The organism is Pseudomonas sp. GD03944 (assembly GCF_029839275.1).
Classification (GTDB): Bacteria; Pseudomonadota; Gammaproteobacteria; order Pseudomonadales; family Pseudomonadaceae; genus Aquipseudomonas.
In genome coordinates this window covers 117,204-140,130 of record NZ_JAOCAH010000014.1, presented here as the reverse complement: position 1 = coordinate 140,130, position 22,927 = coordinate 117,204, and the positions used below count along the sequence as shown (strand labels likewise).

Below are 22,927 nucleotides of genomic sequence, written 5' to 3'. Positions count from 1 at the left end.
CGGGCTGTCTTCGCTCGCCCACTGAAAAGGACATGCCATGAGCAACCCGATCATCAGCGCCATCGAAGCGCGCCGCACCATCAACCTGTTCGACGCCGCACGCGGCATCGACGAGCAGCAGATCCACGAACTGGTGCGCCTGGCGACCCTGGCACCGACGGCCTTCAACCTGCAGAACTGGCGGTTCATCGCGGTGCGCACGCCCGAAGCCAAGGCCCGGTTGCGCGCCGTGGCCTGGGACCAGGCCAAGGTCACCGAGGCGGCCGTGACCTTCATCGTCTGCGGTCAACTGGCCGATCACCGGCAACTGGCCGAGCGCCTGGCGCCCTCCGTCGAGGCCGGGTTCATGCCGCCGGCCATGGTGCCGGGGTGGGAGGGCGCGGCCAAAGGCCTGTACTTCGAGCAGCCGCAGCGCCAGCGCGACGAGGCGGTGCGCACGGCGACCTTCGGTGCCGGTACGCTGATCCAGGCCGCCCAGGCGCTGGGCCTGGGATCGTCGCCGATGATCGGTTTCGATGCCGAGGCCGTGAGCCATGGCTTCGGCCTGGCCGACGACGAGATTCCGGTGATGCTGGTGGCGGTGGGTTACGCCGCCCCCGAGAACTGGCCGCAGAAGCCGCGCCGCCCGCTGGGGCAGGTGTTGAGCGTGCTGTAAGGCGGCAGCGGCCCCCGCAGCGGACCGCGGGGGCCGGGCGTCAGATCACGCTGTCGCGCCGCAGGGTGCTGCGGTGGCCGATGCCAGCGGCATTCAGGCGCTGGATCAGGTCTTCCCGCGCCTGGCGGCCGCCACTGCGCACGTACTCCAGTTCCGACGCGGTGATCAGCACCACCGGCACCAGGCTGACCGGTGACAGTGGCATGCCGTCCACATGGATCGGGAAGTCCGGCTGCGGGCCGCCGAGCAGCACGCCGGTGGCGTCGTCATCGGTGACGAAGTGGGCGGGCACCTGGTCGCTCATCAGGTGCGACTGGCTGAACCCCGGCAACTCCAGGGACAGTGCGCCGTATTGCTCCAGCTGGTGCATGATGCCGCCGGCACCGGCCACCGTCTTGGCCACGTGTTCCAGCAATTCGAAGGTCCAGCTGCCGCGGAACGGATCGACGTTACCCGGCTGCCCCATGGCGTGTCCGGGGATGTCGGCGGTCTCGATGAACAGCTCCAGTTCGAAACCGTTGCCCATGTCCTCGGCATCGTCGAACGGCGCCGACAGGCCCTGGGTGGCGAGAATGATCGAGTTGTCGCGGCGCACGATCTGGTAGGCCTGGCGGGTCGACGGCCAGGGCACGCCACCGGAAAAGCTCGGGCTGATGAGGTAGGTCAGCACGTCCTGCCCGACCGTGCCGATGGCCTGCCAGTGGCGGTCCAGGCAGTCATGCGTGGCTTCGAAGGCAGCCTGGTGGGCGGCATCGGCATCGGCTTCGCTGGGCGCTTGCGGCTGGACGGATTCGTCGGTGGACGGGTTGGGTTGAGCGTCCACAGGCGTGGACTTTTTCAACGACGCGAGAAGCTTCTTGAAGAGATTCATGTGCGGTCCTTGCGGTACGGTGTTGCGCGCGTGCGCGACGGGTCGGGCTGTAGTGTGTTGAGCGGTGCTGAGAAGGAAAACCGTGGCGCGGTGCTTTTGGGAAACAGGTCCGCCCGAGACGGCGTATCTGTGGCGCGCATCGCACGCCATCGCCGCGCCTGCGTCGTTTCGCGTTCTGCGTTCAGGCCTCGTGCAGCCCGGGAACGGGCGCGTGCTGGGCCATCAGCTCGGCCACCCAGTCGATGAACACGCGCAGTTTGGCGCTGACATGGCGATTGGGGGGATAGGCGATGTAGAGCGGCATCGGGTCGATCTGCCAGTCCTCGAACAGGGGCACCAGTTCGCCGCTCTGCCGGTGCGCCTTGGACATGTAGTCCGGCAGCCAGAGGATGCCCAGGCCGGCCAGGCCGGCAGCGAGGTAGGCATTGCCGTCATCGACCGCCAACACGTAGCGGCCAAGGATATTGATGCTTTCGCCCTGGCTGCGCATCGCATAGGGATAAGCCTTGCCGGTGCGCGCCCAGAGAAAGGCGACGATGCGGTGGTGGGTGTTTTCCAGGTCCTTGGGGTGCGACGGGTAGCCGGCACGCGCCAGGTAGCTGGGCGCTGCGAAGACCCCGAGCTGCAATTCGCCCACGCGCCGGGCCACCAGGGACTGGTCGGTTAGTTCGCCGCCGCGCACCACGCAGTCCACGTTCTCGCCAAGCAGGTCCACCCGGCGATCGCTCACGCCCATGTCGAGCTGAATGTCCGGGTAGCGGGCATGGAAGTCCGGCAATGCCGGCACCAGGATCAGCCGCGCCAGCGGGCTGGGCACATCCACCCGCAGCCGCCCCCGGGGCACGGCTGCCGCGCTGGACAGGCTGGTCTCGGCATCGTCCATGTCGGCCAGCAGGCGCACCACCCGCTCATAGTAGGCGGCGCCATCGGCCGTGACGTTGACCCGGCGCGTGGTGCGGTTGAGCAGCTTGACCCGCAGGCGCGCCTCCAGCTGCTGCACCAGCTGCGTGACGGTGGTCTTGCTCAGGTGAAGGGTTTCCGCGGCCTTGGTGAAACTGCCGGCTTCAACCACCCGGGCGAAGGCTTTCATCGCATCGAAACGGTCCATCTCCTCTCCTGACAGCGGGGTGGATTGTTTGGATTCTACAAATAGTGAAGGACAGCCTGTCGAGTTTATCCATCTCCCTGCGCGCTCTACAGTTTCTCCAACGTTCACTCAAGGGCTTTCAGGCCCACGGCTCGAGGTTTCCCATGGCAACGCGTGATGTGGTTTTTCCGACAGGGCGCCAGGCGCTCTATGAGCGCAACCGTTATTCGGCGGCTGTTCGATCCAACGGCTTTCTGTTCGTCTCGGGACAGGTCGGCAGCCGCGAGGACGGCTCGCCCGAGCCCGAACTCGAGGCCCAGGTACGGTTGGCGTTCGACAACCTGAACGCGGTCCTCAAGGCCGCCGGTTGCACCTTCGATGACGTGGTGGACGTGACGGTGTTCATCGTCGACCCCGAGTCCAAGTTCGAGGCCATCTGGGGCGTGGTGGCGGACTACTGGGGCAGCGCCCCCTACCCGAACGTGACCGCCGTTGGTGTCACCTGGCTCTACGGCTTCCAGTTCGAGATCAAAGTGGTGGCGAAACTGCCGGAGAATGCGGAAGGCTGATCGGTAGGCATGCCTTGGGGGCGGTCGATGGGCCGTGCCCGGGGCTTTCGTGTTCAAGAGGGCGGGTGGATTCGAGAAGAGTCACCAACTGCCGTAGGGGATGCCGTATTGTTCGATGTAGCGTTTCGAGGATTCGGGCTGCGGGTAGTAATGGCCCCCTGATTTCCCAAGGTGGGGGCCAAGGGGCTCCACTTCGGCTTGTGCGCGGGCGACTTTGATTGCCTTGAAGCAGTTGTCTCTGACCCAAACCTGGATAATTCCTCCCGGGGCCAATCCCAAGTACAACGTGGCCCTGTAGTTCGCCGGTTGTTCAGGTCTTTCCGGACAGCGGCTAGCGGTGGATAGGCGCATGATTTGCCGTGCCTCTTCAGGAATGTCGACCCAGGCACGATAAGTCTGGGGCTCGACCACTGATTGCCAGCGTACATAGATGCGCTTGGGCATATCTGCGCCTACAATACCGTTTATCAACCCGCCCAGGCCAGGGGGCCAGCCCCGGGCGCGTTCGGTCTCGTAGCCATACTCGCCAAAACCTATTCCCCCACCACTGCCATGTTTGAAAAGACGGCCGTGAATGTCCTCCACGCCGCTGTCTTCTACCCAGCCAACCATGTAGAGCGGTCCGACAAATTCGAGGCTCCACCATGGGTTCTGGGGATCCTTTTCTCCGGGCAATTCACTCGTGGTCTGGCAGCCGCTTAGTAAGACAATGCCCAGAAGCGTAAGCAGGTGTTTGATCACAGCAATGTCCAGTCGGGTACATGAGGGTGATGAGCACGCACACCATCTGCGGTTGGTGCATTGATGTAAACCATCTTGAGACCGTTATGCGTCACTTTGCCAAGCGGGTTGTTCCAGTGCGCGGAGCGGTGGATGTAGCGCCCTTTTAGCAGTGCCTCTTCGGCAGGTGTGGTGGTGTAGTCGCCGGCAATGAAGCGTTTGCAGAGGGCTTGAAGCTCTGCTGGGATCGCATGATCAGGGGCATGTTCATCAATCTCGATAAAGCGCACGCCGCGCTGCTTCGCCAACTCATACATCACCCGCAGATAGACCCGCGACAGCTCGCCCCGCACGCGGCGCATGAGTTGCAGTCCGGCGTATACGCGCTGTTGCCGGGGGGCCAGGCGATCCTGTGGGTCGGCTGGCAGCCGTGTCGGGGTCGGGGTGACGATTTCAAGAACGGTTGCTGGCCAGCCCTCCGACTCCAGGCGGGCCTTTGCCTGGGCAGCATCCCGGTAGATCGAGGTGGTTTTCACATCGATCCCGCGCTGTACCGTCAGCGCCTGCATCGGGCTGAGCAATACGCGCTCTTCTATGTCTGCCCGATAACCGCCACCAATATCGGAATGCGCGCCTGGCAGGGTGATTTCAGTGTGGTCGGGGTGAACCGTGCTCAAGGCAAAGTTGGCCCGTACTTCGTCGCGGGCAACGAGGTGCACGACATGGTTGAAATTGCCGGGCGCCAGGTACAGCTTCACTCCAGGGGCAATCGCGCTGCGAACATTGCCCAGGTTGGCCAGGCCGGCGACGGACGCAACGGTATCGAACAGGCCGATAAAGCCCATCGTGATATCGCGCTGGTATTGGTCAACGAAGGTTGGGCTGAAGGCGCCAGCGTTGGCGCGCAAGGCTGACCCCAACGGGCCCAGCTTGCCGCGGACGACTTCATTGGCGAAGTGCCGTGCAGCGGCCGCGCCTCGGCTGAGGCCGAAGGTGTCGAAGGTCAGGTGGCTGATTTCACTGTCGGCGTTCTGTTCCTGAACGGCCCTTATGATCGACTGGATCTCAGTGAAAGCCTGCTGTACCCGCCCATCGACTCCCGTACGTCCACGCCCCGTCCCCGCTCCCAGCAGGTTGTCCTTTTCACCGGCTCGGGTGCCGATGCCGTCGATGTACAGGCGGCGAAAGACCTGCCTGTGCTGGCCGTTGCCCTGGGCCGTGGGGGTGTCCAAGTACAGTGCGCTCAGCTTTCGAATATTGGTGATGTCGTTGCCGTAGCTGCTGTCCGGGTCGCCCATGTAGGGTTTGCAGCTGGCGGCCAGGTCGTCCGGGCGAATCGGATGGTGGGCGCCGCAGCGCTGACCCGCCGTACTGTTGCTGGCGTTGTTGCCGGTGCCGTCGAAGAATACGCCGATGCGCAGGGCGATCCTGATCGCCTCCCGAGGCGCTGGCGGCGGGTTGCCGTGTTGCTCGTACTGTGCCCAGTGCTGGGCATGGAGGTCGACCGGCGTCACCTGCTTGAGCTCGGCTTCGCGCTTGGCCGGCGGTGTGTTGGGCACGTAACCACTCATTCCTTGATACCTGCAGTCCTGGGACGAACGGCCCGCTCGTGGCGGGGCTTGTCGGGACAGGTTCCGTATTCGTGCCGGGGCGCAACATCAGACGGGGACTAAAGTGCAGTGCGTTTCCGGGCGATTCAGCGGGCGCGACCTGACCGCTCGGCTGTGCGAATCTGGCGATTGCCAGCCGTCGCCAAGCGGCACTGACGCCATGCCCCGCCGCTCTATACTGCGCAGCCACGTTGGTGGGGCGGGGCGCCCCGGTGTTTTTTCGACCGTGGCTAACGCCTGGCAGAGGCGGTGGTCTGATGGCGGAAGTCGGTGAGGAGGTAAGCGTCTGTGGTGTGCAGGGCAGGTTTGTTCAGATGGCTGGCGGTGGCGCTGCTGGGACTCGGAAATGCGGTGTCCGCGGCGCCAGCGTCGGTGTGTCCGGCGGGGCAGCACCACGTCTGCGTGCTGGTGTGTTTCTGTGCGCCAGGCTCGCAAGCTGACACCGGGCCGATCTTCGACCGCGTCGGGCAGATGGCGGCCGGCGGTTTGCAGAGCTGGCTGGTGCGTTCCCGCAACGTGGCGGTGGCCAGTGGCGTGCAGGAGATGCCGCTGCACATGCGCGCCTACCTCGAACCCTATTACGACTTCCAGGTGCTCAATGCGGTGCGCTACAAGGTGGGCGGCGAAGAGGAGCTGAATGCGGCCAACGCGGTGCTGCAGAATCCGGACGTGCAGGCCGTGACCCTGGTGGACGTCATCGTGTTCCGCCATGAGGCCGATGCGCTGGGCAACGTGGCGCTCTGGGCCCACGAACTCAAGCACGTGGAGCAATACCAGCAGTGGGGTGTGGCGGAATTCGCGGCGCGCTACACCCGAGATTTCAACGCCGTGGAGGCACCGGCCTACGCCATCCAGCTGAAGGTGGCCAAGGCCCTGCAACTGCCGCTGGCGCAGCCCAGGCAATAGGTCGGCACTGCCTGGCGGCAGAGCCCTTCCGAAAAAAGCGCAACTTTGTGCAAGCGCCCGGTCCACGGCAGGCGCAGACTGCTCCTACCTGCCGGGAGTGATTCGATGAACCTGTCGTTGTACCTGTTGACCGTCCTGATCTGGGGCACCACCTGGATCGCCCTCAAGCTGCAGCTGGGCGAGGTGGCGATCGCCGCCTCCATTGCCTACCGCTTCGCCCTGGCGGCGGCCGTGCTGTTTGCCGTGCTGCTGCTCAGCAAGCGCCTGCAGAAACTCGATGGCCGTGGCCAGGCGATCTGCCTGGTCCAGGGGCTGTGCCTGTTCTGCATCAACTTCATGTGCTTCTACACCGCCAGCCAGTGGATACCCAGCGGCCTGGTGGCGGTGATCTTTTCCACCGCGACGCTGTGGAATGCCCTGAACGCCCGGCTGTTCTTCAAGCAGCGCATCGCTGCCAACGTCCTGGCCGGCGGCGCGCTGGGGCTGGCGGGGCTGGGCATGCTGTTCTGGCCGGAGCTGGCGGGGCACGAGGCCAGCCGCGAAACCCTGATGGGGATCGGTTTGTCCGTGCTCGGCACGTTGTGCTTCTCGGCCGGCAACATGCTGTCCAGCCTGCAGCAGAAGGCCGGCCTCAAACCGCTGACCACCAACGCCTGGGGCATGCTCTACGGGGCCTTGATGCTGACGGCGATCTGCCTGGTGAGCGGCACGCCGTTCGCCTTTGAATGGAACACCCGCTACATCGGTTCGCTGCTGTACCTGGCGATTCCCGGCTCGGTGATCGGCTTTACCGCCTACCTGACCCTGGTCGGGCGCATGGGGCCGGAGCGTGCGGCCTACTGCACGGTGCTGTTCCCGGTGGTGGCGCTGAACATCTCGGTGTTCGTCGAAGGTTACCAGTGGACCCCCGTCGCCCTGGTCGGCCTGGTGCTGGTGATGCTCGGCAACGTGCTGGTGTTCCGTAAGCCGAAGCCCGCTGTCGTGGTGGCGGCGCAGGCTCGCTGACTCAGCTTTCGCTGTCGGGCAGGGTGGTGGCCTTGTCCGCGTACATGGCGGCATCGGCGGCGCGCAGCAGGTCGTCGGTGTCGCTGCCGTCCTGCGGGGCGATGGCGAAACCGATACTGATGCTGATGCGCAGCGTCTGCTGCGCGAACGGGATGGGTTCGCCCAGGGCCTGTTCGAGCTTGTGGGCGATGTGCTGCAGCCCGTCCTGTTCGATCCCGCTCAGCAGCACGGCGAATTCGTCGCCGCCGACGCGGGCCGGGATATCGCTTTTGCGCAGGTGCTCGCGCAGGCGCCTGGCCGAGACCTTGAGCGCCTCGTCCCCGGCGGCATGGCCGTACTGATCGTTGATCTGCTTGAAGCGGTTGAGGTCGATGACCATCACCCCGAAGGGCGTGCCCTTGCGCAGCAGCTCCTCCTGGGCCTGGTCCAGGCAGCGGTCGAACAGGCGTCGGTTGGCCAGGCCGGTCAGCGGGTCCAGGTGGGCCAGGGCATTGAGTGGCGACACCAGGCGTCGGGTGGTGAACAGCACCATCAGGGTCGAGAGCAGCAGGCTGGCGAGGATCAGGTAGCGCTGGATGCGCTCGATGGAGTGGTAGGGCGCCAGTGCCTGGTTCAGCGACTCGCCCATGATCACCATCACCGGCAGGGTGCTGCTGCGGCCGGGCTGCAGCGGCAGGCTCAGCATCAGGTGGGTGCCGTGTTCGCCGTCGAGGGTCCAGATCCCGCTCTCTTCCAGCGCCGGGCGGGCGGCCAGCAAGGGTTCGATGCCGTCGAGCAGGCTGCTGCCATGCAGCTGCCACTGGCCGTCGGGACCGCGGGAGACGAAGGTGAATTCGCTGTCGGCAACCTGCCGTAGGCTGCGGGCGAACGCGCTGTCGATGGCAAAGCCCAGGGTCAGCTCGGCCAGGGGCCGCGGCATGTTCACCGGTGCGGAAACCAGTTGATAGAGCAGGCGCTGGTTGTCGGTCAGGGTGGCGATATGTCCCGGGCCGGCCGAGGGCGCGAAATGGCTGGCGCTGCTCAGGCGTTCGCCCAGCCCCTCGGTCTGCAGGCTGTCGGGTACGCTGGCGATGACCCGCTTGTCGAGGTCGCGCAGGATCGCCACATCGGCCTGGATGCGTTTGGCGTGGTTGCCGAGCATGGATTCGAGGGTCGGGCGTTCGCCAATCGCCACGGCATCCTTGAGGCCGTAGTCGGCGGCCAGCACGCTGGCGGCCTGTTCCAGCTGGTGCTGGCGCAGTTCGAGCAACTGGTAGAACACCTGGCCGCCGGTGGCCAGATGAGCCCGCACGGTGTTTTCGGCGATGCGCCGGTTGGTCTGGCTGCTGATGGTGTAGGCGACCAGCTGGATCGCCAGCAAGGCGCCGAGCAGGCTGTAGACGATGCGCCGCTCGTAGGCGCGCAAGTGCCGACGGCTGTGTGTGCTCATGGGATGACGCGCGTCCTTGGCATGGACGGTCCTTGTTCCGGCAGCCCGTGTGGCGTTCGAGTTCGACTCTAGGGCAGCGTAGCAGGCGCTGGCGGAATGTCACCGGCTCAGCCGATGCGCTTGAAGAACCCGTCGGAGAAGAACACCTGGGCCAGCACTGGGTAGCAGAGGTAATGCAGGGCGAACAGCGCCGTGCCCATGGGGCTGGGCTGATCCTGCAGCGCCATCATCCCCAGCAGGCCGAGGTAGAGCAGGCCGAGCAACCCGCCATAGAGAAACACCAGGCGTCGCCGTTCGCCCTTGAGCGGCGCGCGGCGGTTGCGCCAGGCGAAACACAGGGCCATGGCCGCGGCCACCAGGGTGGCGATCAGCAGGGTGGCGAACACCCCGCCGACTTTCACCCAGGTGCGCAGCAACAGGTTGAACAGCACCACGGCCACCGCGCCGGCCAGGGCGTAGCGGGTCATCGGCACGGACGTCGGATTCATAGGCTGCGGTTCAGGCCGAAGCGTTTGCACAGGATCTTTTCCAGCAGCCCTTGCGGCAGCAGGGTGGCCAGCAGCGGCAGGGCGCGGCTGCCGTTGCCCAGGCGCAGCAGGCGCGGACGCTGGCTGCTCTGCACGGCAGCCAGCAGGTTGCGGGCGAAGTGGGTGGCGGGCGTGGGGTTGTCCTGGGACGCATTGGCGCGGGCGCGGATGCCGTCGCGCAGCGGCCACCAGGGCGAGCTCTCGGCCAGCAGGTCTTCGGCTTCGCGGCTGGCGTTGGCGCCGAAGCTGGAGGCGATCGCCCCGGGCTGCACTTCCATCACCTCGATACCGAACGGCGACAGCTCCATGCGCAGCGCATCGGACAGCGCGTGCACCGCCGCCTTGGACGCGCAGTAGGCGCCGGCAAAGGGCGTGACCAGCACCCCGGAAACGCTGCCGATGTTGACCACCAGCCCCTTGTTGCGGCGCAGCAGCGGGAACAGCGCGCGGGTCACGCCGACGATCGAGAACACGTTGGTCTCGAACTGCCGACGGATGCCCTCGACTCCGCCGTCGAGCAGCGGGCCCATGGCGCCGTAGCCGGCGTTGTTGATCAGCACGTCCAGGCCGCCGGCTTCTTCGCCCAGGCGGATGGCCAGGCGCTCCACCGCGGCGGTGTCGTTGACGTCCAGCTCGACCGCGGTGAAGCCGGCGGCATCCAGCGCGGCCAGGTCCTCGGCCTTGCGGGCGGTGGTCCAGACGCGGTAGCCCGCTGCCTTGAAGGTCTCTGCCAGGGCTCGGCCGATGCCGCTGGAACATCCGGTGATCAGAGCGTTGGGCTGGGTCATGCGTGCGTCCTTTGTCTGTCTTGTTATCGGGTGGGGCATGCAGCGCTAGCGGCTGAAGCTGCCTTGCAGGCGCTCGGCGCGGAATTCCAGGGTGCTGGCCCGGTAGCCGCTACGCAGGGTAGGCAGCGGCAGGCAATCGCGCCAGGTGGCGCCGGGCAGCAATTCGCCGGGGCCACTGTAGCGGGGCGACTCGTAGAGGCGCTCGGCTAGGTTGACGCTGTCGCCAGGGCGGTACGCCGCGACCTGCCAGCGCAGTTCGAGCAGGGCGGCCTGGCTGCCGTTCTTCAGGTCGACGGCCAGCGGGCGGTCTGCCGGGCAGCGCTGCGGGTCATGGCTCAGGCGCAGTTCGAGGTGGGCCAGGTGGCGGTTCTCGCGGCTTTCCTGCCACAGCACCCAACTGGTCACCAGGCCGAGGCCGACCAGGGCGGCCAGCGAAATGGGTAGGGCTTTGCTCGGGTAGCGGATCAACAAGACCAGCCAGGTCAGAACCAGAATCGCGCCGAATAGCATGTCAGGGGCCTAGGTGATGAGCCAGGGCCTTATCCTAACAAGAGCGCGCCTGCCTGTGTCGCTGCCGGGCATGCGAAGGAGGGGAGGCACCGGCCGTGCGAGCACGGCCGGTTCCGGGGTCAGCGCGCGACGACGCTGAGCGGGGCGACCTTGTCGCTGCGGCCGTAGACGTCTTCGAAACGCTCGATGTCATCTTCGCCGAGGTAGCTGCCCGACTGCACTTCGATGATCTCCAGCGGGATCTTGCCCGGGTTGGCCAGGCGGTGGATCGAAGCGATCGGGATGTAGGTGGACTGGTTCTCGGTGAGCAGGAAGGTCTTCTCACCGCAGGTCACCTGGGCCGTGCCGGAGACCACGATCCAGTGTTCGGCGCGGTGGTGGTGCATCTGCAGCGACAGCTGGGCGCCGGGCTTGACGGTGATGTGCTTGACCTGGAAACGACCGCCCATGTCCACCGAGTCGTAGGAGCCCCACGGGCGATAGACCTCGCAGTGGTTCTGGGTCTCGCTGCGGCCCTGGGCGTCGAGCTCGTTGACCACTTTCTTGACGTCCTGCACGCGGTCGCGGTGGGCGATCATCATGGCGTCCTTGGTTTCCACCACCACGATGTCTTCCAGGCCGATCACCGACACCAGCTTGCCGTTGCCGTGCACCAGGCAGTTGTGGCTGTCGTGGATGGTGACGTCGCCCTTGGTGACGTTGCCGTTGGCGTCCTTCTCATGCACGTCCCAGATCGACGACCAGCTGCCGACGTCGTTCCAGCCCGCGTCGAGCGGCACCACGCAGGCGCGGGTGGTCTTTTCCATCACGGTGTAGTCGATGGAGTTGTCCGGGCAGCAGGCGAAGGTCGGCTCGTCGATGTTGACCACGTCGCCGTCCTGTTCGCTGCGCTCCAGGGCCAGCAGGCAGGTGTCGTAGATGTCGGCGTCGTGGCGCTTGAGCTCTTCCAGGTAGCGGCTGGCGCGGAACAGGAACATGCCGCTGTTCCAGAAGTAATCACCGGATGCCACGAACTCGCGGGCACGGGCTTCGTCGGGCTTCTCGACGAAGCGCTCCACGCGGATCACGCCGTCCGGCAGACTCGCGTCGGTGGTCGACTTGATGTAGCCGTAACCGGTTTCCGGGCGGGTGGCGGGGATGCCGAACAGCACCATCTCGCCTTTTTCCGCGGCGTTGGTGGCCAGGGCCAGGGCCTGCTGGAAGGCGCGCTGGTTTTCGATCACATGGTCGGCCGGGAGCACCAGCAGCAGTTCGTCACGGCCTTCGGCCACCAGTTTCATCGCGGCAATGGCCACCGCCGGGGCGGTGTTGCGGCAGAAGGGTTCGAGCAGCAGGGCCTGCGACGTCAGGTTCTCGGCGCTCAGCTGCTCCTGGATGATGAAGCGGTGTTCCTTGTTGCACACCAGCACCGGGGCCTGCATGCCGTCGAACGCCAGGCGCTTGATGGTCTGCTGGAACAACGTGTCCTCGCCGGTGAGGGCCAGGAACTGCTTGGGGAACTGCTTGCGCGAAAGGGGCCACAGTCGGGAACCGCTACCGCCGGAAAGAATTACTGGAATCATGTCGTTCTCCTGAAGCATTGAGTGCATTCGGTTAGGTGATTCCCGCCGGAGCGGGAAACGCTTATTGCCCTGTGCCGCAGCACAGAGGGGAACCTCTCCAGGCGCCGTTCACGGCGCCGTTATTTTTCGAGCCGATCTGTCGTCGGTCTGATGTTCTTGTTCGTGGGTACCGGTGGTGCTTATTCGGTCTGGGCCGGGCGCTTGACCCACACCGGGGACAGCTTGCCGGCGCTGCCGGTGACGTACAGGCAGACCACTTCGCCGCGGGCCAGGCTGACCGGCTTCAGGTCGCTGACCTTCTTGTCGCCGTCGAACAGCGCCAGGCCAACCTTCACCGGGTTGATTTCGCGTTCACCGCGGGCATTGGGGGCCACGGCCTCGACCACCGGAGTCTTGCCGTCGGCGGTTTTCAGGGTCAGGTTGCTGTCGCTCAGGTTCTGTACGCGCAGCAGGGCTTTCTGCTTGTTGGTGAAGGGCGGTTCTTCCACCAGCTTCGGCTCGGCGCCCGGCTGGCTGACCAGCGTGTAATAGCGGTCGGCGTCGAGCTTGACCGGCAGGGTGTTGCTGCCGACCTGGGCGCTGTAGCTGCCGGCGGGCAGGAAGCTGAAGTCGCTGGAGCCCAGCGGGGCGATCTCGGGCAGGTCGGTGTTGCCGACGCTGACGCTGAGCTCGGTATTGCCGGCGTTGTAGGCGCGCACGAAGGTCGAACCCTTTGGCGCCGTCGGCCCGTACAGGCCGCCTTCGCCTGCATGGGCGTGCAGGGTGCCTAGACCCAGGGCGAGGGCCAGGGCATACGACGTCCAGCTGCGTTTGGTCTGTCTGTTCATGGGTGTTCCTCCATCTCTTGCATGTGCAGGCCATTGGGCCGTGGTATCGCGAGCGATTCGTCCGCTCGGGTTCTTTACGCCACAGGGCGCGTGATTCAACGGCTGGCGGTGGTCGCCAGCTGTTGGGGGTTCTGGCTGTCCTTCAGGTCGGCGATCCACTCGGGGTCGAAGCCGCTGAGGTCGGCTGCCACCGGCAGGTAGCGCTCGGGGAATTCCCAGATCACCACCTGCGGGGTGGCGTTCTTCAGTTCGTCGCTCTGCAGGTAGGTGAGCATCGGCAGGATCGGCCCCTTGCCTTCCTCGGCGTGGTTGCTCAGGTCGCGCTGCAGGTGCTGGCGCAGGGCACCGTCGAAGTTCCAGTTGGGGTTGGCGCTGTAGCTGGTACCCACCAGGGTCACCGGCATATCGGTGTCGGCGAACAGCGCATCGGCGCCTTCGGCCGGCTCGCTGGCTTCGCGGGTGGTGCGTTTTTCCAGCGGGTCGAACTCGGGCAGCAGCTCGGCGAACAGCGGATCGACCGGCACGAAGGTGGTCAGGTCGCCCTTGTAGGGCTCCTGCTTGCCGGTCTCGGTGACGAATTCGCGGGGCTCGCCTTCCACCTGGACGGCCTTGCTCAGTTGCTCGGCGACCACTTCGGCCCCCTCCGGGGTCCAATGGGTGTCGGTGCGCAGGAACAGCTGGGCATCGTTCTTGGCGGCCTGCAGCGGGGCGAGCAGGTCCGGCGCGGTGATCCCGGCGCCGCTGACGGCGGCGTGGAAACGCTGGTACAGGTTTTCGTGGAGGCTGCTGGGACGGTGCTCGCCGACGTACTCCGGGTACAGCCGCGACTTGGCCGGGATGATCGCCAGCACCAGCTCGACGTCGTAGCGGGCCAGCTCGTCGCGTACGCCGCGGATCATCGCCAGGTTGTCGCTCAACTGCTGCTGGGCGTTGGGCACCGGATTGAACTCCTCGTCGGAGTACAGCCAGTCGTTCTCGCCGATCAGCACGCCCGGGCGGCCTTCGTTGAACAGCAGGTAATCGACCGCCGCCCAGACGTTGGTGCCGATTTCCTTCACCGGCAGGGTCTTGTCGTAGTGCTGCTCGAAGGTCTTGGCCAGGCCACCGTCGAGCACGGTGAAGGTGTCCGGCATGCGGTAATCCGCCACGCCCCGCAGCGACCACAGAAAGATCACCACCAGCAGGCCGATGAACAAGGCGACGTAGAGTTTGCGAAAGGTATTCGTCATGGTCGGCCTCACTTAGAACTGGAAGTACAGGAAGGGCGAGAAGCTCTGCGCCGAGAGCTTGAGGATCGAGGCGCAGAACAGCACCAGCAGCGCGGCGCGCACCAGGTAGCGGGTGTGCTCGATCGGACGGACCACCGCCACGCTGCCGTGGCCGGTGCTGGCCACCAGGTCGCTGTCGTTCATCGCCGCGGTGCCCGGTGCCTTGGTGGTCAGCGGGTTGCGGTAGAACTGACGCAGGCCGCAAAAGGCGATGGTCGCGTAGGCGATCACCAGGGTGGCGATCTGCAGGTCGGTGATGGCGGCGGCGTTCAGCTCGCTCAGCTGCCAGCCGTTGAAGCTGAACATCGCGCTGTACATGCGCCAGGCCACGTCGAGGTTCTCGGCGCGGAAGATCACCCAGCCCAGCATCACCAGGAAGAAGGTGAAGGCCCATTTCAGCGGATTGATCACGCGCGGTGCGGCGTTCACGCCCAGGGCGCGTTCGATGGCCAGCCACATGCCGTGCCAGGCGCCCCAGATCAGGAAAGTCCAGTTGGCGCCGTGCCAGAAACCGCCCAGCAGCATGGTCAGGAACAGGTTGCGGTAGGTGTTGAAGGTGCCATGGCGGTTACCGCCCAGGGGCACGTACAGGTAGTCGCGCAGCCAGGTCGACAGGCTGATGTGCCAGCGCCGCCAGAACTCGGTGATCGACTGGCTGATGTAGGGCTGGTTGAAGTTCTCCATGAAGCGGAAACCCATCATCAGGCCCAGGCCGATGGCCATGTCGCTGTAGCCGGAGAAGTCGAAGTACAGCTGGGCGGTGTAGGCCAGGATGCCCAGCCAGGCGTCGCCGGTGCTGGGGTTTTCCAGGGCGAAGCAGTAGTCGGCCAGGGGCGCCAGGCTGTCGGCGATGAACACCTTCTTGACGAAACCCTGCATGAAGCGGGTGGCGCCTTCGGAGAACTTGTCGACGCTGTGGGTGCGTTCGGTGAACTGGTCGGCCAGGTCCTTGTAGCGCAGCACCGGACCGGCGATCAGTTGCGGGAAGAGGGCGATGAAGGCGGCGAAGTTGATCAGGTTTTCGGTGGGCTGGGTGTCACCGCGGTACACGTCGATCAGGTAGCTGATCGACTGGAAGATGTAGAAGGAAATACCGATCGGCAGGATCACGTGGGTCAGCAGGAAGGGCTCGAAACCGGCGGCCTCCATGACCTTGTTGATGTTTTCCATGCCGAAGTTGGCGTACTTGAAGTAGCCCAGGGTCGCCAGGTTGCCGACCACGCCCCACAGCACCCAGCGTTGTGCCTGCTCGCGAGTTTCCGCCCGGTGTATGCGCAGGCCGAACCAGTAGTTCCACAGGGTGACGGCGGCGAACAGCAGGAGAAAATCCACCCGCCACCAGGCGTAGAAGATGTAGCTGCCGATCAGGATCAGCAGGTTGCGGAAGCGGTTCGGGCACAGGTAATACAGGCCGAGAAAGATCGGCAAAAACAGAAACAGGAACACATTGGATGAAAAGACCATCCGTATTACTCCGATGAGTGACACTCGTTCGGGGCTTGCACGCCCCCCCTTTCCCCCCCGCGAGCGGGGAGGGTGTTAACGCGTCCCCACCTGGTGGGGAAGGTGGACGGAGCGAGCCCGTCCACCGGGTATTGCCTCAGCTGTCGCCGTCTTTCTTCGGGCTGAACACCTGGCTCACATCACCGCCGAGGCGGAAGGTCTGGAACGGTCCCATTTCCTGCTTGTATTCCCCGGCGTCGTTGGAGCAGTCGTAGAGGGTGCAGTAGGGTTCGAGCCAGGCGAATTTGGTGTGTTTCTTCAGGTCCTCCATGTCCTGTTTCTCGCCGGTGCGGTCGACGAATTCGTCCTGGTCTTCCACGCCGTCGATCACCCGCTCGGCCAGGCGCTTGAGGGCGCCGTTGTTTTCCTCGCGCAGGTCGACACCGTTGGCCTGGGCGAACGCGGCGACCATCGCCAGCGGCGGCAGGGCGTAGTTGTGGTACGCCAGGGCGCGGTGGCGGCGGCGCAGTTCGTTGGGCAGGTAGCCGTCCTCATCGACCTGGTTGGCGGCCACGCGGAACTGCTCCACGGCCCAGTCGAACAGGTCGCGGCGATCAGTGGCCACGGCGGTGGCCATGACCGACCAGGCGGCCCAGTAGCTGTGGTTGTTGATCTTGCGCAGCGGCAGATCGCTCCAGTCGTGCACAGTGCTTTCGGCCATCTTGATGAACCAGGATTCGATCAGTTCGGCCTGCTGCTGGTACGGCGCGAGCGGCCGCGACTCGGAAAACTTCAGGCGCAGGTAGGCGGAAGACAGGCTGCCCAGCGCCCATTTGCGGATCGATTTGCCGGTGTGGTTGTACTCCTCGCTGAGCAGGGCGTTGGCCTGGGCCCAGGTGCTCATCCAGTTCAGGGCGCAGTCGAGCTGTTGCTGGTCGCCGTCACGCATGTAGCGCATGACCTGGCGATTCACCCCGCGCTCGAGTTCCGTGATATCGGCAGTGGCATCACGGAAGGCTTTCTCCGCGTCCTTGTTGAGGGTGGCCCGGGCCTTGTCCGAGCCTTCGTATTTGCTGCGAAATTCCAGCTTGGCGGTGTAGGGCTTGGGCGGCGCGGAGCAACCGCGCGGCTTCTTGTCCTTCACGTCTACTGCGGCGTAGTAGCCAGCCGGAGGTACCAGGCTTCCAGCCAGCAACGGTTGGGCGAGCAGTGTGCTTCCCAGCAGGCAGGGGGCGAGGATCCAGGCATGGCGGTTCATAAGATCTCCTTGCGCGGTCAGTCGGCTTGCGCCGTGAGGGCTTTGCCAGCGGCGACGGGACGCTTGCAGAGGGTCGCTTCGACGCTGAGGTTGGCCGGCATCTCTTCCGGGCTGTGGACTTCCAGGGCGAGCAGGTTCAGGTCGCGCCAGTCAGACTCGCCGCGCAGCTCGAAGACGAAGCGCCCGCCGGTGTCGACGCGGTCGCTCTGCTCGAGCTTGAAGTTCTCGCGGCGCCCGTTGAGGTACCAGAGGGTGGCCTTGGATTCGTGCACGGTGGGGTCGCTGAAGGTCAGGTCCACCTGGTAGTCGCCGCCGCGCAGGTCACGCAGCTGGCTGTTCTCGCCGTTGACCAGGATCTCGTTGGCACCGGGCTTGAGGGTGACCTTGTTCTTCATCACCGCGGTACTGTCTTTGCAGCCATTACTCACCAGCGGCACGGCCTGGCGGTAGAAGCTGGCCTGGGCCAGGTCGTAGTGGGTGGCGAATTCCCAGATCAGGATCTTCGGCGGGTTGTCGTGGAAATCCTGGCTGCTCATGTACTGCAGCAGGGCGCTGTCGAAGCCGCCGCCGGGGACCGCCAGGTTGAGCACGTCGGCACTGGTGTGCTGCTGCAGGAAGCCGGCGAAGTTGTAGGCCGGGCCGCTGTTACTGGTGCCGACCAGGGCGATCTGCGGGTTGGACTCGTCGCCGAACAGGCTGTCGGAACTGGCCTCGCCCACCGCTTCGGTCTCGTAGCGCTCGACGTACTGGGTGGCGTAGGTGGTGCCGCAGAACTGGGCCGCCGTCTTGTGCAGGGTGCCGGCCTTGGGCAGCAGGCCGACCACCTTGCTTTCGAATTCCTTTTTCGGAATCTCGTCGAAGCCAGGGATTTCCTTCAGCGTTTCGGCCACCAGCACCGCGGTGCGGTCGGCGCCCTTGGGCGTCCAGTGGTGGTCGGCCTGGAAGTAGTAATCGGTGTCCACGCCCTGTTCGTCGAACAGCGGCGACAGGTCGGTGGTCCAGATTCCGGCCTGGCGGAAGCCCTCGATGGCTTTCTGGTAGTTCTTCTTGGCCAGGTCGAAATCGAAGCTGGCCTTTTCCTCGGGGGTAAGTTTTTCCCGGTTCACCAGGCCACGGGTGGGCTGGTAGACGATGACCAGTTCGACGCCCTTGGCCTTGAGTGCATCGCGCAGGCGCTTGAACTGCTGGTAGCCGGCCGGGGTGGTGCCGAAATCGGTGCGCAGGTCGTAGCGGGTACGGAACAGCCAGTCACCCTGGCCCTGCACCAGGGCGGTGAAGAAGCTCAGGTACTTGGTGTTGTACTGCGCCGGGTCCTGGGCGATGGGGCACAGCGGGCCGACCCGCTGCACCTGGTAGGTCGGCTCGGCCAGGGCAGTGCCGCTGGCACCCGCGCCGAGCAGCGCGGTGGCCAGGGCCAGTTTACGGAAATGAAAGTTGCGTTTGCTCACGTGGGTTCCCTCAATCCTGGAGTTCGGCCTGGCTTTCGACGGGGTCGATGAGCACCGCCATGTCGCGGCGCACCATCAGGTCGAGGATCTCTTCCTGTTTTTCGCCGAGGACGCCGGCGAAGCTGATGCCGGTGCTCTTGGTCGGCGCGATCAGGTTGACGCGGTACAGTTCGACGGACAGCGGCGAGTCGATCGACAGCGGGCTGGAGCCGTTGGCTGCCAGGGTGCCGCCGACCACGATCATTGAGATCTTGGTGTCGAAGGGGTCCAGTTCGATGTTGCGGTCGGTGTCCGAGAGGTCCTTGATGTGGCCGTAGACACCGGTCAGGTTGTTGGCCGCCGAGATGTTCTCGTACAGGCGGATGTTCACGCTGTTGCGCACCCGGATGCCGTGGCGGGCGTTGTTCAGCACCTTGTTGCCCCACAGCAGGTTGTTCGAGCTTTCGTACAGGGTGATGCCGTCGGCCTCGTTCTGGGTGACCTCGTTGTAGGCGATCAGGTTGTTGATGCTGTTACGGTCGATGACGATGCCCGAGAGCTTGTTGTCGTAGCTCTTGTTGTTGATGATCCAGCTGTCGTCGACCTCGCGGGAGATGATGATGCCGTGCTTCTTCTTGGTCCCGTGGACGATGTTCTCGGCGATGATCAGGCCGTGGGAACGGTCGTGGGGGTCGATGCCGTAGACGATGTTGTCGCGGTAGGTATTGCCCTTGATCACCACGTCGGCCGCTTCGTAGCAGTAGAAGCCGTACCAGTGGTCGATGAACTCGGAGTCGATCAGCCAGCCGGTGGGCTCTTCGCGTTTCAGGCGCTCGTGCATGCCCGGGGTGTACTGGGTGATGCTCACGCCGTAGGACTTGCTGGTGTTGTAGCCGAGGCTGGTGACCACGCTGCCTGAGATGTACAGCTCGCTGCCGCCCCAGGACACCAGGAACGGGCGGAACTCGTCCGGGTCGCGGAAGGTGGCGGGGCCGTTGTCGGCCTCGCGCCAGGCGGTCAGGCGGGTGTCGGTGATGAACAGCATGCCGTCGTTGACCAGGAACGAGCCACGCTCCTGGGACAGGCGCAGTTCCTTGGTGTCCTTGCCGACCTGTAGGGTCGCGCCCTGGGCAACGACGATCGGCAGGCGGGCCAGGTACACGCCCGGCTCGACTTCGGCGAACTGGTTGTCGGGCAGTTGCGCGGCCAGCTCCTCGGGCGTGACGTAGCCACCCTCGACGAAGATCGCGTGGGGCATGCCGTTCTGCCGCTTGACCCACTCGCGCAGGCGCTCGTTACCGCCGATGAAGTCCTTCAGGGCGTCCTGTTGCAGCATGCGCCGCACCACCACCGTGCCTTTCTGGCTGCGGTCGACCTTGGCTTCCACCGCCTCGGCGGTGTAGCCGGACAGGTCGGGCAGGGTCGGCGCTTCCAGGTGCAGCGGCTCGGTCGGCGCGCTGGTCACGGTGTAGGTCTTGGCTTCCTTGAGGGTCTGGGTCGGTTCGCTTTCGGCTGCGTGGGCGGCCGTCAGGTGCAGCGAGCCGAGGAGCACGCCGCCGCACAGCAATCCGATGCCGAGGCCCTGCTTGAATGTATCTGGCTGTTCCTTCATGGCGCTGTCCTCAGAATCTCCAGATGAAGTCGACGAAGGCACGGTGCATCAGCGAGTCGGTGCCGCTGCCGTAGGCATCGCCGGGCTTGAACACGCCGCCGCGGAAACGCACCAGGGCCGAGCGCTCGTCCATGCTCTCGGCCATGGCAGCCGGCAGCAGGCCCTGCTTGAAGTACTTGGTGACGACCAGGTCGAGTTCCTGGCCGACGTCTTTCTCGCCGTCCTGCATCGGTGCGACGATGCCGCTGTCACCGACGTCCTGGTTGTCGTCTACCCGCCAGAAGCGGTGGTAGACCACGCTGGCGTCGTAGTCGTCGTCCAGCTTCCAGGAGGTGAACGCGGTGGCCACCTGCAGGTTGGAGAGTTCGCCGCGGAACGCCTCGCCGAAGCGGTGCATGCGCGCGTTGGTGCCGGTGAAGTTGGAGCGGTTGCTTTCCAGGCCGGTCTGGCGGAACTGCTCGGAACTGTCGTCGTCGCCACCGCCGCTGCCACGGGCGTAGGCACCGCCGACACGCCAGTTCTCGTCGATGTTCCAGCGCAGGCCCAGGTCCACGGCCCAGGCGTTGACGTCGACGCCGCGCGAGCCGGTGGCCAGGCGCTGGTCGCCAACCACGGTCTGTTGCAGCTCGTCGATGTCGCCGTTCAGCCAGGTGGCCTGCGCCCAGTAGTTCAGCGGACGCTCGGAACGGTGGTTGAAGAAGTCGCCGTCGGCATTGATGCCGAGCCAGGTCAGGTCGCCGGTGTAGCGCTTGTCCATCTCGTCGATGGCTTCGCCAGGGTTGGCCAGGTCGCCGTTGTCGCGGCTGTGGTGCGCCTTGATGCCGACCCAGTGACCGGGGGTCCACTGGGTCGAGATGTCACCGAAGAAGTGCTGGCGGTCTTCGTCTTCCGGGGCCAGCTCGTCCAGGTCGGTGCGGTATTCGGAGAAGCGTTCGGCAACGCCGGCGTGGGCACGCAGCAGGGTGGTGTCGAAACTCCAGCGCAGGGCCTCGATGTTGGTGTCCCACCAGGTGCCTTCGTCGCTGCGCACGCGCTGGCGGCCGAAGCGCAGGTGTTCGCCGGGGTAGGCGGTCAGGCCGCGGTAGTCGACCCAGAACTCGCGCATCGCCAGGTAGCTCTTGTCGGGCTCGCGGGCATCGTTGCGGCTGGTGCCGGTGCCTTCGGACTCATCGTTGTCCTGCAGGGTGTCGGTTTCCACGATGTCGGTGGCGGTGACCGCCTGGCCCATGGCGAAGGCGCTCCAGTTGCCACGCTCGCCGTAGACCCAGGGGCGGACGTCCAGGCCGATACCGCTGACGTCGCCACCACCCTGGGTGCCGAGGTCGCGGTCGTCTTCGGACTGGGCGGTGATCTTGATGTCGACGCCGAAGTTGTCGTCGCTCATCTGCACGGCCCAGACCGAGGAGGCCGACAGCAGCGACATGCTCAGGCCGAGGCCTGCGGTGATCCGGTTGAGGGTCATCGATTGTCCTTTCTTCATGGCAGCTGTGCCTGCATCGGGGCGGAGTCCTGCCAGGCGTTGCCGCGCAACTGGCGTTCTTCGCGCAGCATGCGTTCGGCCTTCAGGCGCTCGGTCGGCGGCAGGCGGTCATTGATTTCCTGCGCCAGCTCGTAGGTCTGCGGGGTGTCCTTGGGCAGTGCCAGTTGGCTGAACACATAGGCGCTGGCCAGGTCGGGCTGGATACCCTTGCCCTGGGAGAACATCTGCGCGAGGGCCATGTCGGCGTTGATCATGCCGGCCCGGGCGGCGCTGAGCAGGTGGTCCAGGGCCTGCTGCGGGTAGATGTCGCCGAGGTAGCCGCGCAGGTAGATCTGGCCCAGGAAGTAGTTGGCGCTGGGCTCGCTGGGGGCGGCCTTGCGCAGGTGTTCTTCGGCTTTCTGCGGGTCCTGGGGGATCAGCTTGCCTTCGTAGTACAGGCGGCCGAGCAGCAGCTCGGCGCGGGGCAGGGCGGCGGCGCGACCGTTGTCCAGGTAGGTCATCATGGTCTCGCGGTCACCCAGGCCCGGGTAGTCGTAGAGCAGGCGGGCGAGGCTGACCCAGGCGGCCGGGTAGTTCGGCGCGATGGTTTCGAGCATTTCCTGGGCCTTGCTCTCGTCCGGCTTGCCCAGCTCGGAGTCGGCCAGCACCAGGGCCACGGCGTCGACCCGCTGGGGCGGCACGGAGCCGTTGCGGTAGCCGGCCATCAGGCGCTCGATCAGGGCCTGTTGCTTATCGGCCTGGCCTTGCTTCTGGTACACGGTGGCCAGCTCGACGTAGCAGACGTCGGCCTCGGTGATCAGGTCCTGGCAGATGCGTTCGATCTCGCCCAGGTGCTGATCGTAGGTGCCCTGGGTGCGGTAGAAGAGGATTTGTGCCAGCTCGGCCTGGGAATGACCCTGCTGGCGCCAGGTTGAAATACGTTGCTGTACGTTCATACCGGGAAAGTCCTGTGGGTATTGCAGGTAGAGCATCACCAGCGGCAGCAGGCTGCTCGGCTCGCCGGCGGTGAATGCATCGTTGAGCAACTGGGCGGCTTCCTGGCGCTCGGCCACGCTGCTGGTGGGCTTGCGCGCCAGCAGCTTGCCGAGCCGGGCCTGGGCCCGCGGCGATTCGTCGAGCGCGGCGCGGTAGGTCTTCTCGGCCTTCTCCAGGTCTTCCGGTGTGCCATTGGCCAGGTGCAGGTCGGCCAGGCCGATCTGGGCATTGACGTAGCCCAGGTCGGCCAGCTGGCGGAAATGCTGCTCGGCGGTCTGGGTATCACCGCGCTTCAGCGCTTCGTTGGCCAGGCGCTGGTCGGGCAGGCCGGCACAGCCGGCGAGCACGGCCGCGGTCAGCAGCAACAGGTGTGAATGTCGGTTCACCACGCGGCGTCC

Annotated in this window: 21 protein-coding genes; 4 read left to right on the top strand and 17 right to left on the bottom strand. The window is 65.4% G+C overall.

Annotation, left to right across the window (positions count from 1 at the left end; translation table 11 throughout):
* Positions 1-37: 37 nt before the first annotated feature.
* Positions 38-655: a nitroreductase family protein gene (locus N5C28_RS19780; RefSeq protein WP_279824932.1), complete on the top strand. Its 618-nt coding sequence runs from the start codon at positions 38-40 to the stop codon at positions 653-655.
* 40 nt (positions 656-695) lie between these two features.
* Here N5C28_RS19780 and N5C28_RS19775 read toward each other — a convergent pair whose 3' ends face one another.
* Together N5C28_RS19775 and N5C28_RS19770 are read right to left on the bottom strand one after the other, a co-directional pair.
* Positions 696-1,526: a suppressor of fused domain protein gene (locus tag N5C28_RS19775; protein WP_279824931.1), complete on the bottom strand. Its 831-nt coding sequence runs from the start codon at positions 1,524-1,526 to the stop codon at positions 696-698.
* A gap of 181 nt (positions 1,527-1,707) precedes the next feature.
* Complete coding sequence (locus tag N5C28_RS19770; RefSeq protein ID WP_279824930.1) at positions 1,708-2,634, bottom strand: LysR family transcriptional regulator; 927 nt, start codon at positions 2,632-2,634, stop codon at positions 1,708-1,710.
* A gap of 143 nt (positions 2,635-2,777) precedes the next feature.
* Between N5C28_RS19770 and N5C28_RS19765 the strand changes: the two genes are divergently transcribed.
* Positions 2,778-3,182, top strand: coding sequence for a RidA family protein (locus N5C28_RS19765; RefSeq protein ID WP_279824928.1), 405 nt, complete (start codon positions 2,778-2,780; stop codon positions 3,180-3,182).
* Positions 3,183-3,263: 81 nt separating this feature from the next.
* Here N5C28_RS19765 and N5C28_RS19760 read toward each other — a convergent pair whose 3' ends face one another.
* Together N5C28_RS19760 and N5C28_RS19755 are read right to left on the bottom strand one after the other, a co-directional pair.
* Positions 3,264-3,920 (bottom strand): DUF2931 family protein, encoded by a 657-nt coding sequence (locus N5C28_RS19760; RefSeq protein WP_279824948.1) that lies wholly within the window; start codon positions 3,918-3,920, stop codon positions 3,264-3,266.
* Positions 3,920-5,473, bottom strand: a complete 1,554-nt coding sequence (locus N5C28_RS19755; RefSeq protein WP_279824927.1) for a DUF2235 domain-containing protein — start codon at positions 5,471-5,473, stop codon at positions 3,920-3,922. Before N5C28_RS19755 ends, N5C28_RS19760 begins: the two co-directional genes overlap by 1 nt.
* Positions 5,474-5,818: 345 nt before the next feature.
* Between N5C28_RS19755 and N5C28_RS19750 the strand changes: the two genes are divergently transcribed.
* Both N5C28_RS19750 and N5C28_RS19745 read left to right on the top strand, forming a co-directional pair.
* Positions 5,819-6,418 carry a DUF4157 domain-containing protein gene (locus tag N5C28_RS19750; protein WP_279824926.1) on the top strand — a complete coding sequence of 200 codons (600 nt, stop codon included), beginning with the start codon at positions 5,819-5,821 and terminating at the stop codon, positions 6,416-6,418.
* 105 nt (positions 6,419-6,523) lie between these two features.
* The gene (locus tag N5C28_RS19745) at positions 6,524-7,423 is read left to right on the top strand and encodes a DMT family transporter (RefSeq protein ID WP_279824918.1); all 900 of its coding nucleotides are present in this window, start codon (positions 6,524-6,526) and stop codon (positions 7,421-7,423) included.
* A gap of 1 nt (position 7,424) precedes the next feature.
* Here N5C28_RS19745 and N5C28_RS19740 read toward each other — a convergent pair whose 3' ends face one another.
* The 13 genes from N5C28_RS19740 to algK form a co-directional block, all read right to left on the bottom strand.
* Positions 7,425-8,852, bottom strand: coding sequence for a diguanylate cyclase (locus N5C28_RS19740; RefSeq protein WP_279824916.1), 1,428 nt, complete (start codon positions 8,850-8,852; stop codon positions 7,425-7,427).
* Positions 8,853-8,959: 107 nt separating this feature from the next.
* Entirely contained in the window at positions 8,960-9,340 is a 381-nt protein-coding gene (locus N5C28_RS19735) for a hypothetical protein (RefSeq protein ID WP_279824915.1), read from the bottom strand.
* Positions 9,337-10,167, bottom strand: a complete 831-nt coding sequence (locus tag N5C28_RS19730; protein WP_279824914.1) for an SDR family oxidoreductase — start codon at positions 10,165-10,167, stop codon at positions 9,337-9,339. The genes N5C28_RS19735 and N5C28_RS19730 overlap by 4 nt, the downstream gene beginning before the upstream one ends.
* 45 nt (positions 10,168-10,212) lie before the next feature.
* Positions 10,213-10,677 carry a multidrug transporter gene (locus tag N5C28_RS19725; RefSeq protein ID WP_279824913.1) on the bottom strand — a complete coding sequence of 155 codons (465 nt, stop codon included), beginning with the start codon at positions 10,675-10,677 and terminating at the stop codon, positions 10,213-10,215.
* Positions 10,678-10,796: 119 nt separating this feature from the next.
* Positions 10,797-12,239 carry a mannose-1-phosphate guanylyltransferase/mannose-6-phosphate isomerase gene (locus N5C28_RS19720; RefSeq protein WP_279824911.1) on the bottom strand — a complete coding sequence of 481 codons (1,443 nt, stop codon included), beginning with the start codon at positions 12,237-12,239 and terminating at the stop codon, positions 10,797-10,799.
* A gap of 179 nt (positions 12,240-12,418) precedes the next feature.
* Positions 12,419-13,066 carry an alginate O-acetyltransferase AlgF gene (locus N5C28_RS19715; RefSeq protein ID WP_279824910.1) on the bottom strand — a complete coding sequence of 216 codons (648 nt, stop codon included), beginning with the start codon at positions 13,064-13,066 and terminating at the stop codon, positions 12,419-12,421.
* Positions 13,067-13,161: 95 nt separating this feature from the next.
* On the bottom strand, positions 13,162-14,295 hold the full coding sequence (locus N5C28_RS19710; protein ID WP_279824909.1) for an alginate O-acetyltransferase: 1,134 nt from the start codon (positions 14,293-14,295) through the stop codon (positions 13,162-13,164).
* A 12-nt stretch (positions 14,296-14,307) separates the two neighbouring features.
* Positions 14,308-15,798, bottom strand: a complete 1,491-nt coding sequence (locus tag N5C28_RS19705; protein ID WP_279824908.1) for an MBOAT family protein — start codon at positions 15,796-15,798, stop codon at positions 14,308-14,310.
* A gap of 136 nt (positions 15,799-15,934) precedes the next feature.
* On the bottom strand, positions 15,935-17,035 hold the full coding sequence (locus N5C28_RS19700) for a mannuronate-specific alginate lyase (protein ID WP_279824907.1): 1,101 nt from the start codon (positions 17,033-17,035) through the stop codon (positions 15,935-15,937).
* A 17-nt stretch (positions 17,036-17,052) separates the two neighbouring features.
* Entirely contained in the window at positions 17,053-18,453 is a 1,401-nt protein-coding gene (locus tag N5C28_RS19695; protein WP_279824947.1) for an alginate O-acetyltransferase, read from the bottom strand.
* A 40-nt stretch (positions 18,454-18,493) separates the two neighbouring features.
* Entirely contained in the window at positions 18,494-20,074 is a 1,581-nt protein-coding gene (gene algG / locus N5C28_RS19690; protein WP_279824906.1) for a mannuronan 5-epimerase AlgG, read from the bottom strand.
* Positions 20,075-20,084: 10 nt separating this feature from the next.
* Positions 20,085-21,536: an alginate export family protein gene (locus tag N5C28_RS19685; protein ID WP_279824946.1), complete on the bottom strand. Its 1,452-nt coding sequence runs from the start codon at positions 21,534-21,536 to the stop codon at positions 20,085-20,087.
* A 14-nt stretch (positions 21,537-21,550) separates the two neighbouring features.
* Complete coding sequence (gene algK, locus N5C28_RS19680; RefSeq protein ID WP_279824904.1) at positions 21,551-22,918, bottom strand: alginate biosynthesis TPR repeat lipoprotein AlgK; 1,368 nt, start codon at positions 22,916-22,918, stop codon at positions 21,551-21,553.
* Between the last annotated feature and the right edge of the window lie 9 nt (positions 22,919-22,927).

What these genes read in the sequence shown, in the direction of transcription:
- N5C28_RS19780 (WP_279824932.1), top strand. Translation starts at nt 38, where the DNA reads ATGAGCAACCCGATCATCAGCGCCATCGAAGCGCGCCGCACCATCAAC.
- N5C28_RS19775 (WP_279824931.1), bottom strand. Translation starts at nt 1,526, where the DNA reads ATGAATCTCTTCAAGAAGCTTCTCGCGTCGTTGAAAAAGTCCACGCCT.
- N5C28_RS19770 (WP_279824930.1), bottom strand. Translation starts at nt 2,634, where the DNA reads ATGGACCGTTTCGATGCGATGAAAGCCTTCGCCCGGGTGGTTGAAGCC.
- N5C28_RS19765 (WP_279824928.1), top strand. Translation starts at nt 2,778, where the DNA reads ATGGCAACGCGTGATGTGGTTTTTCCGACAGGGCGCCAGGCGCTCTAT.
- N5C28_RS19755 (WP_279824927.1), bottom strand. Translation starts at nt 5,473, where the DNA reads ATGAGTGGTTACGTGCCCAACACACCGCCGGCCAAGCGCGAAGCCGAG.
- N5C28_RS19745 (WP_279824918.1), top strand. Translation starts at nt 6,524, where the DNA reads ATGAACCTGTCGTTGTACCTGTTGACCGTCCTGATCTGGGGCACCACC.
- N5C28_RS19740 (WP_279824916.1), bottom strand. Translation starts at nt 8,852, where the DNA reads ATGAGCACACACAGCCGTCGGCACTTGCGCGCCTACGAGCGGCGCATC.
- N5C28_RS19735 (WP_279824915.1), bottom strand. Translation starts at nt 9,340, where the DNA reads ATGAATCCGACGTCCGTGCCGATGACCCGCTACGCCCTGGCCGGCGCG.
- N5C28_RS19730 (WP_279824914.1), bottom strand. Translation starts at nt 10,167, where the DNA reads ATGACCCAGCCCAACGCTCTGATCACCGGATGTTCCAGCGGCATCGGC.
- N5C28_RS19725 (WP_279824913.1), bottom strand. Translation starts at nt 10,677, where the DNA reads ATGCTATTCGGCGCGATTCTGGTTCTGACCTGGCTGGTCTTGTTGATC.
- N5C28_RS19720 (WP_279824911.1), bottom strand. Translation starts at nt 12,239, where the DNA reads ATGATTCCAGTAATTCTTTCCGGCGGTAGCGGTTCCCGACTGTGGCCC.
- N5C28_RS19715 (WP_279824910.1), bottom strand. Translation starts at nt 13,066, where the DNA reads ATGAACAGACAGACCAAACGCAGCTGGACGTCGTATGCCCTGGCCCTC.
- N5C28_RS19710 (WP_279824909.1), bottom strand. Translation starts at nt 14,295, where the DNA reads ATGACGAATACCTTTCGCAAACTCTACGTCGCCTTGTTCATCGGCCTG.
- N5C28_RS19705 (WP_279824908.1), bottom strand. Translation starts at nt 15,798, where the DNA reads ATGGTCTTTTCATCCAATGTGTTCCTGTTTCTGTTTTTGCCGATCTTT.
- N5C28_RS19700 (WP_279824907.1), bottom strand. Translation starts at nt 17,035, where the DNA reads ATGAACCGCCATGCCTGGATCCTCGCCCCCTGCCTGCTGGGAAGCACA.
- algG (WP_279824906.1), bottom strand. Translation starts at nt 20,074, where the DNA reads ATGAAGGAACAGCCAGATACATTCAAGCAGGGCCTCGGCATCGGATTG.
- N5C28_RS19685 (WP_279824946.1), bottom strand. Translation starts at nt 21,536, where the DNA reads ATGACCCTCAACCGGATCACCGCAGGCCTCGGCCTGAGCATGTCGCTG.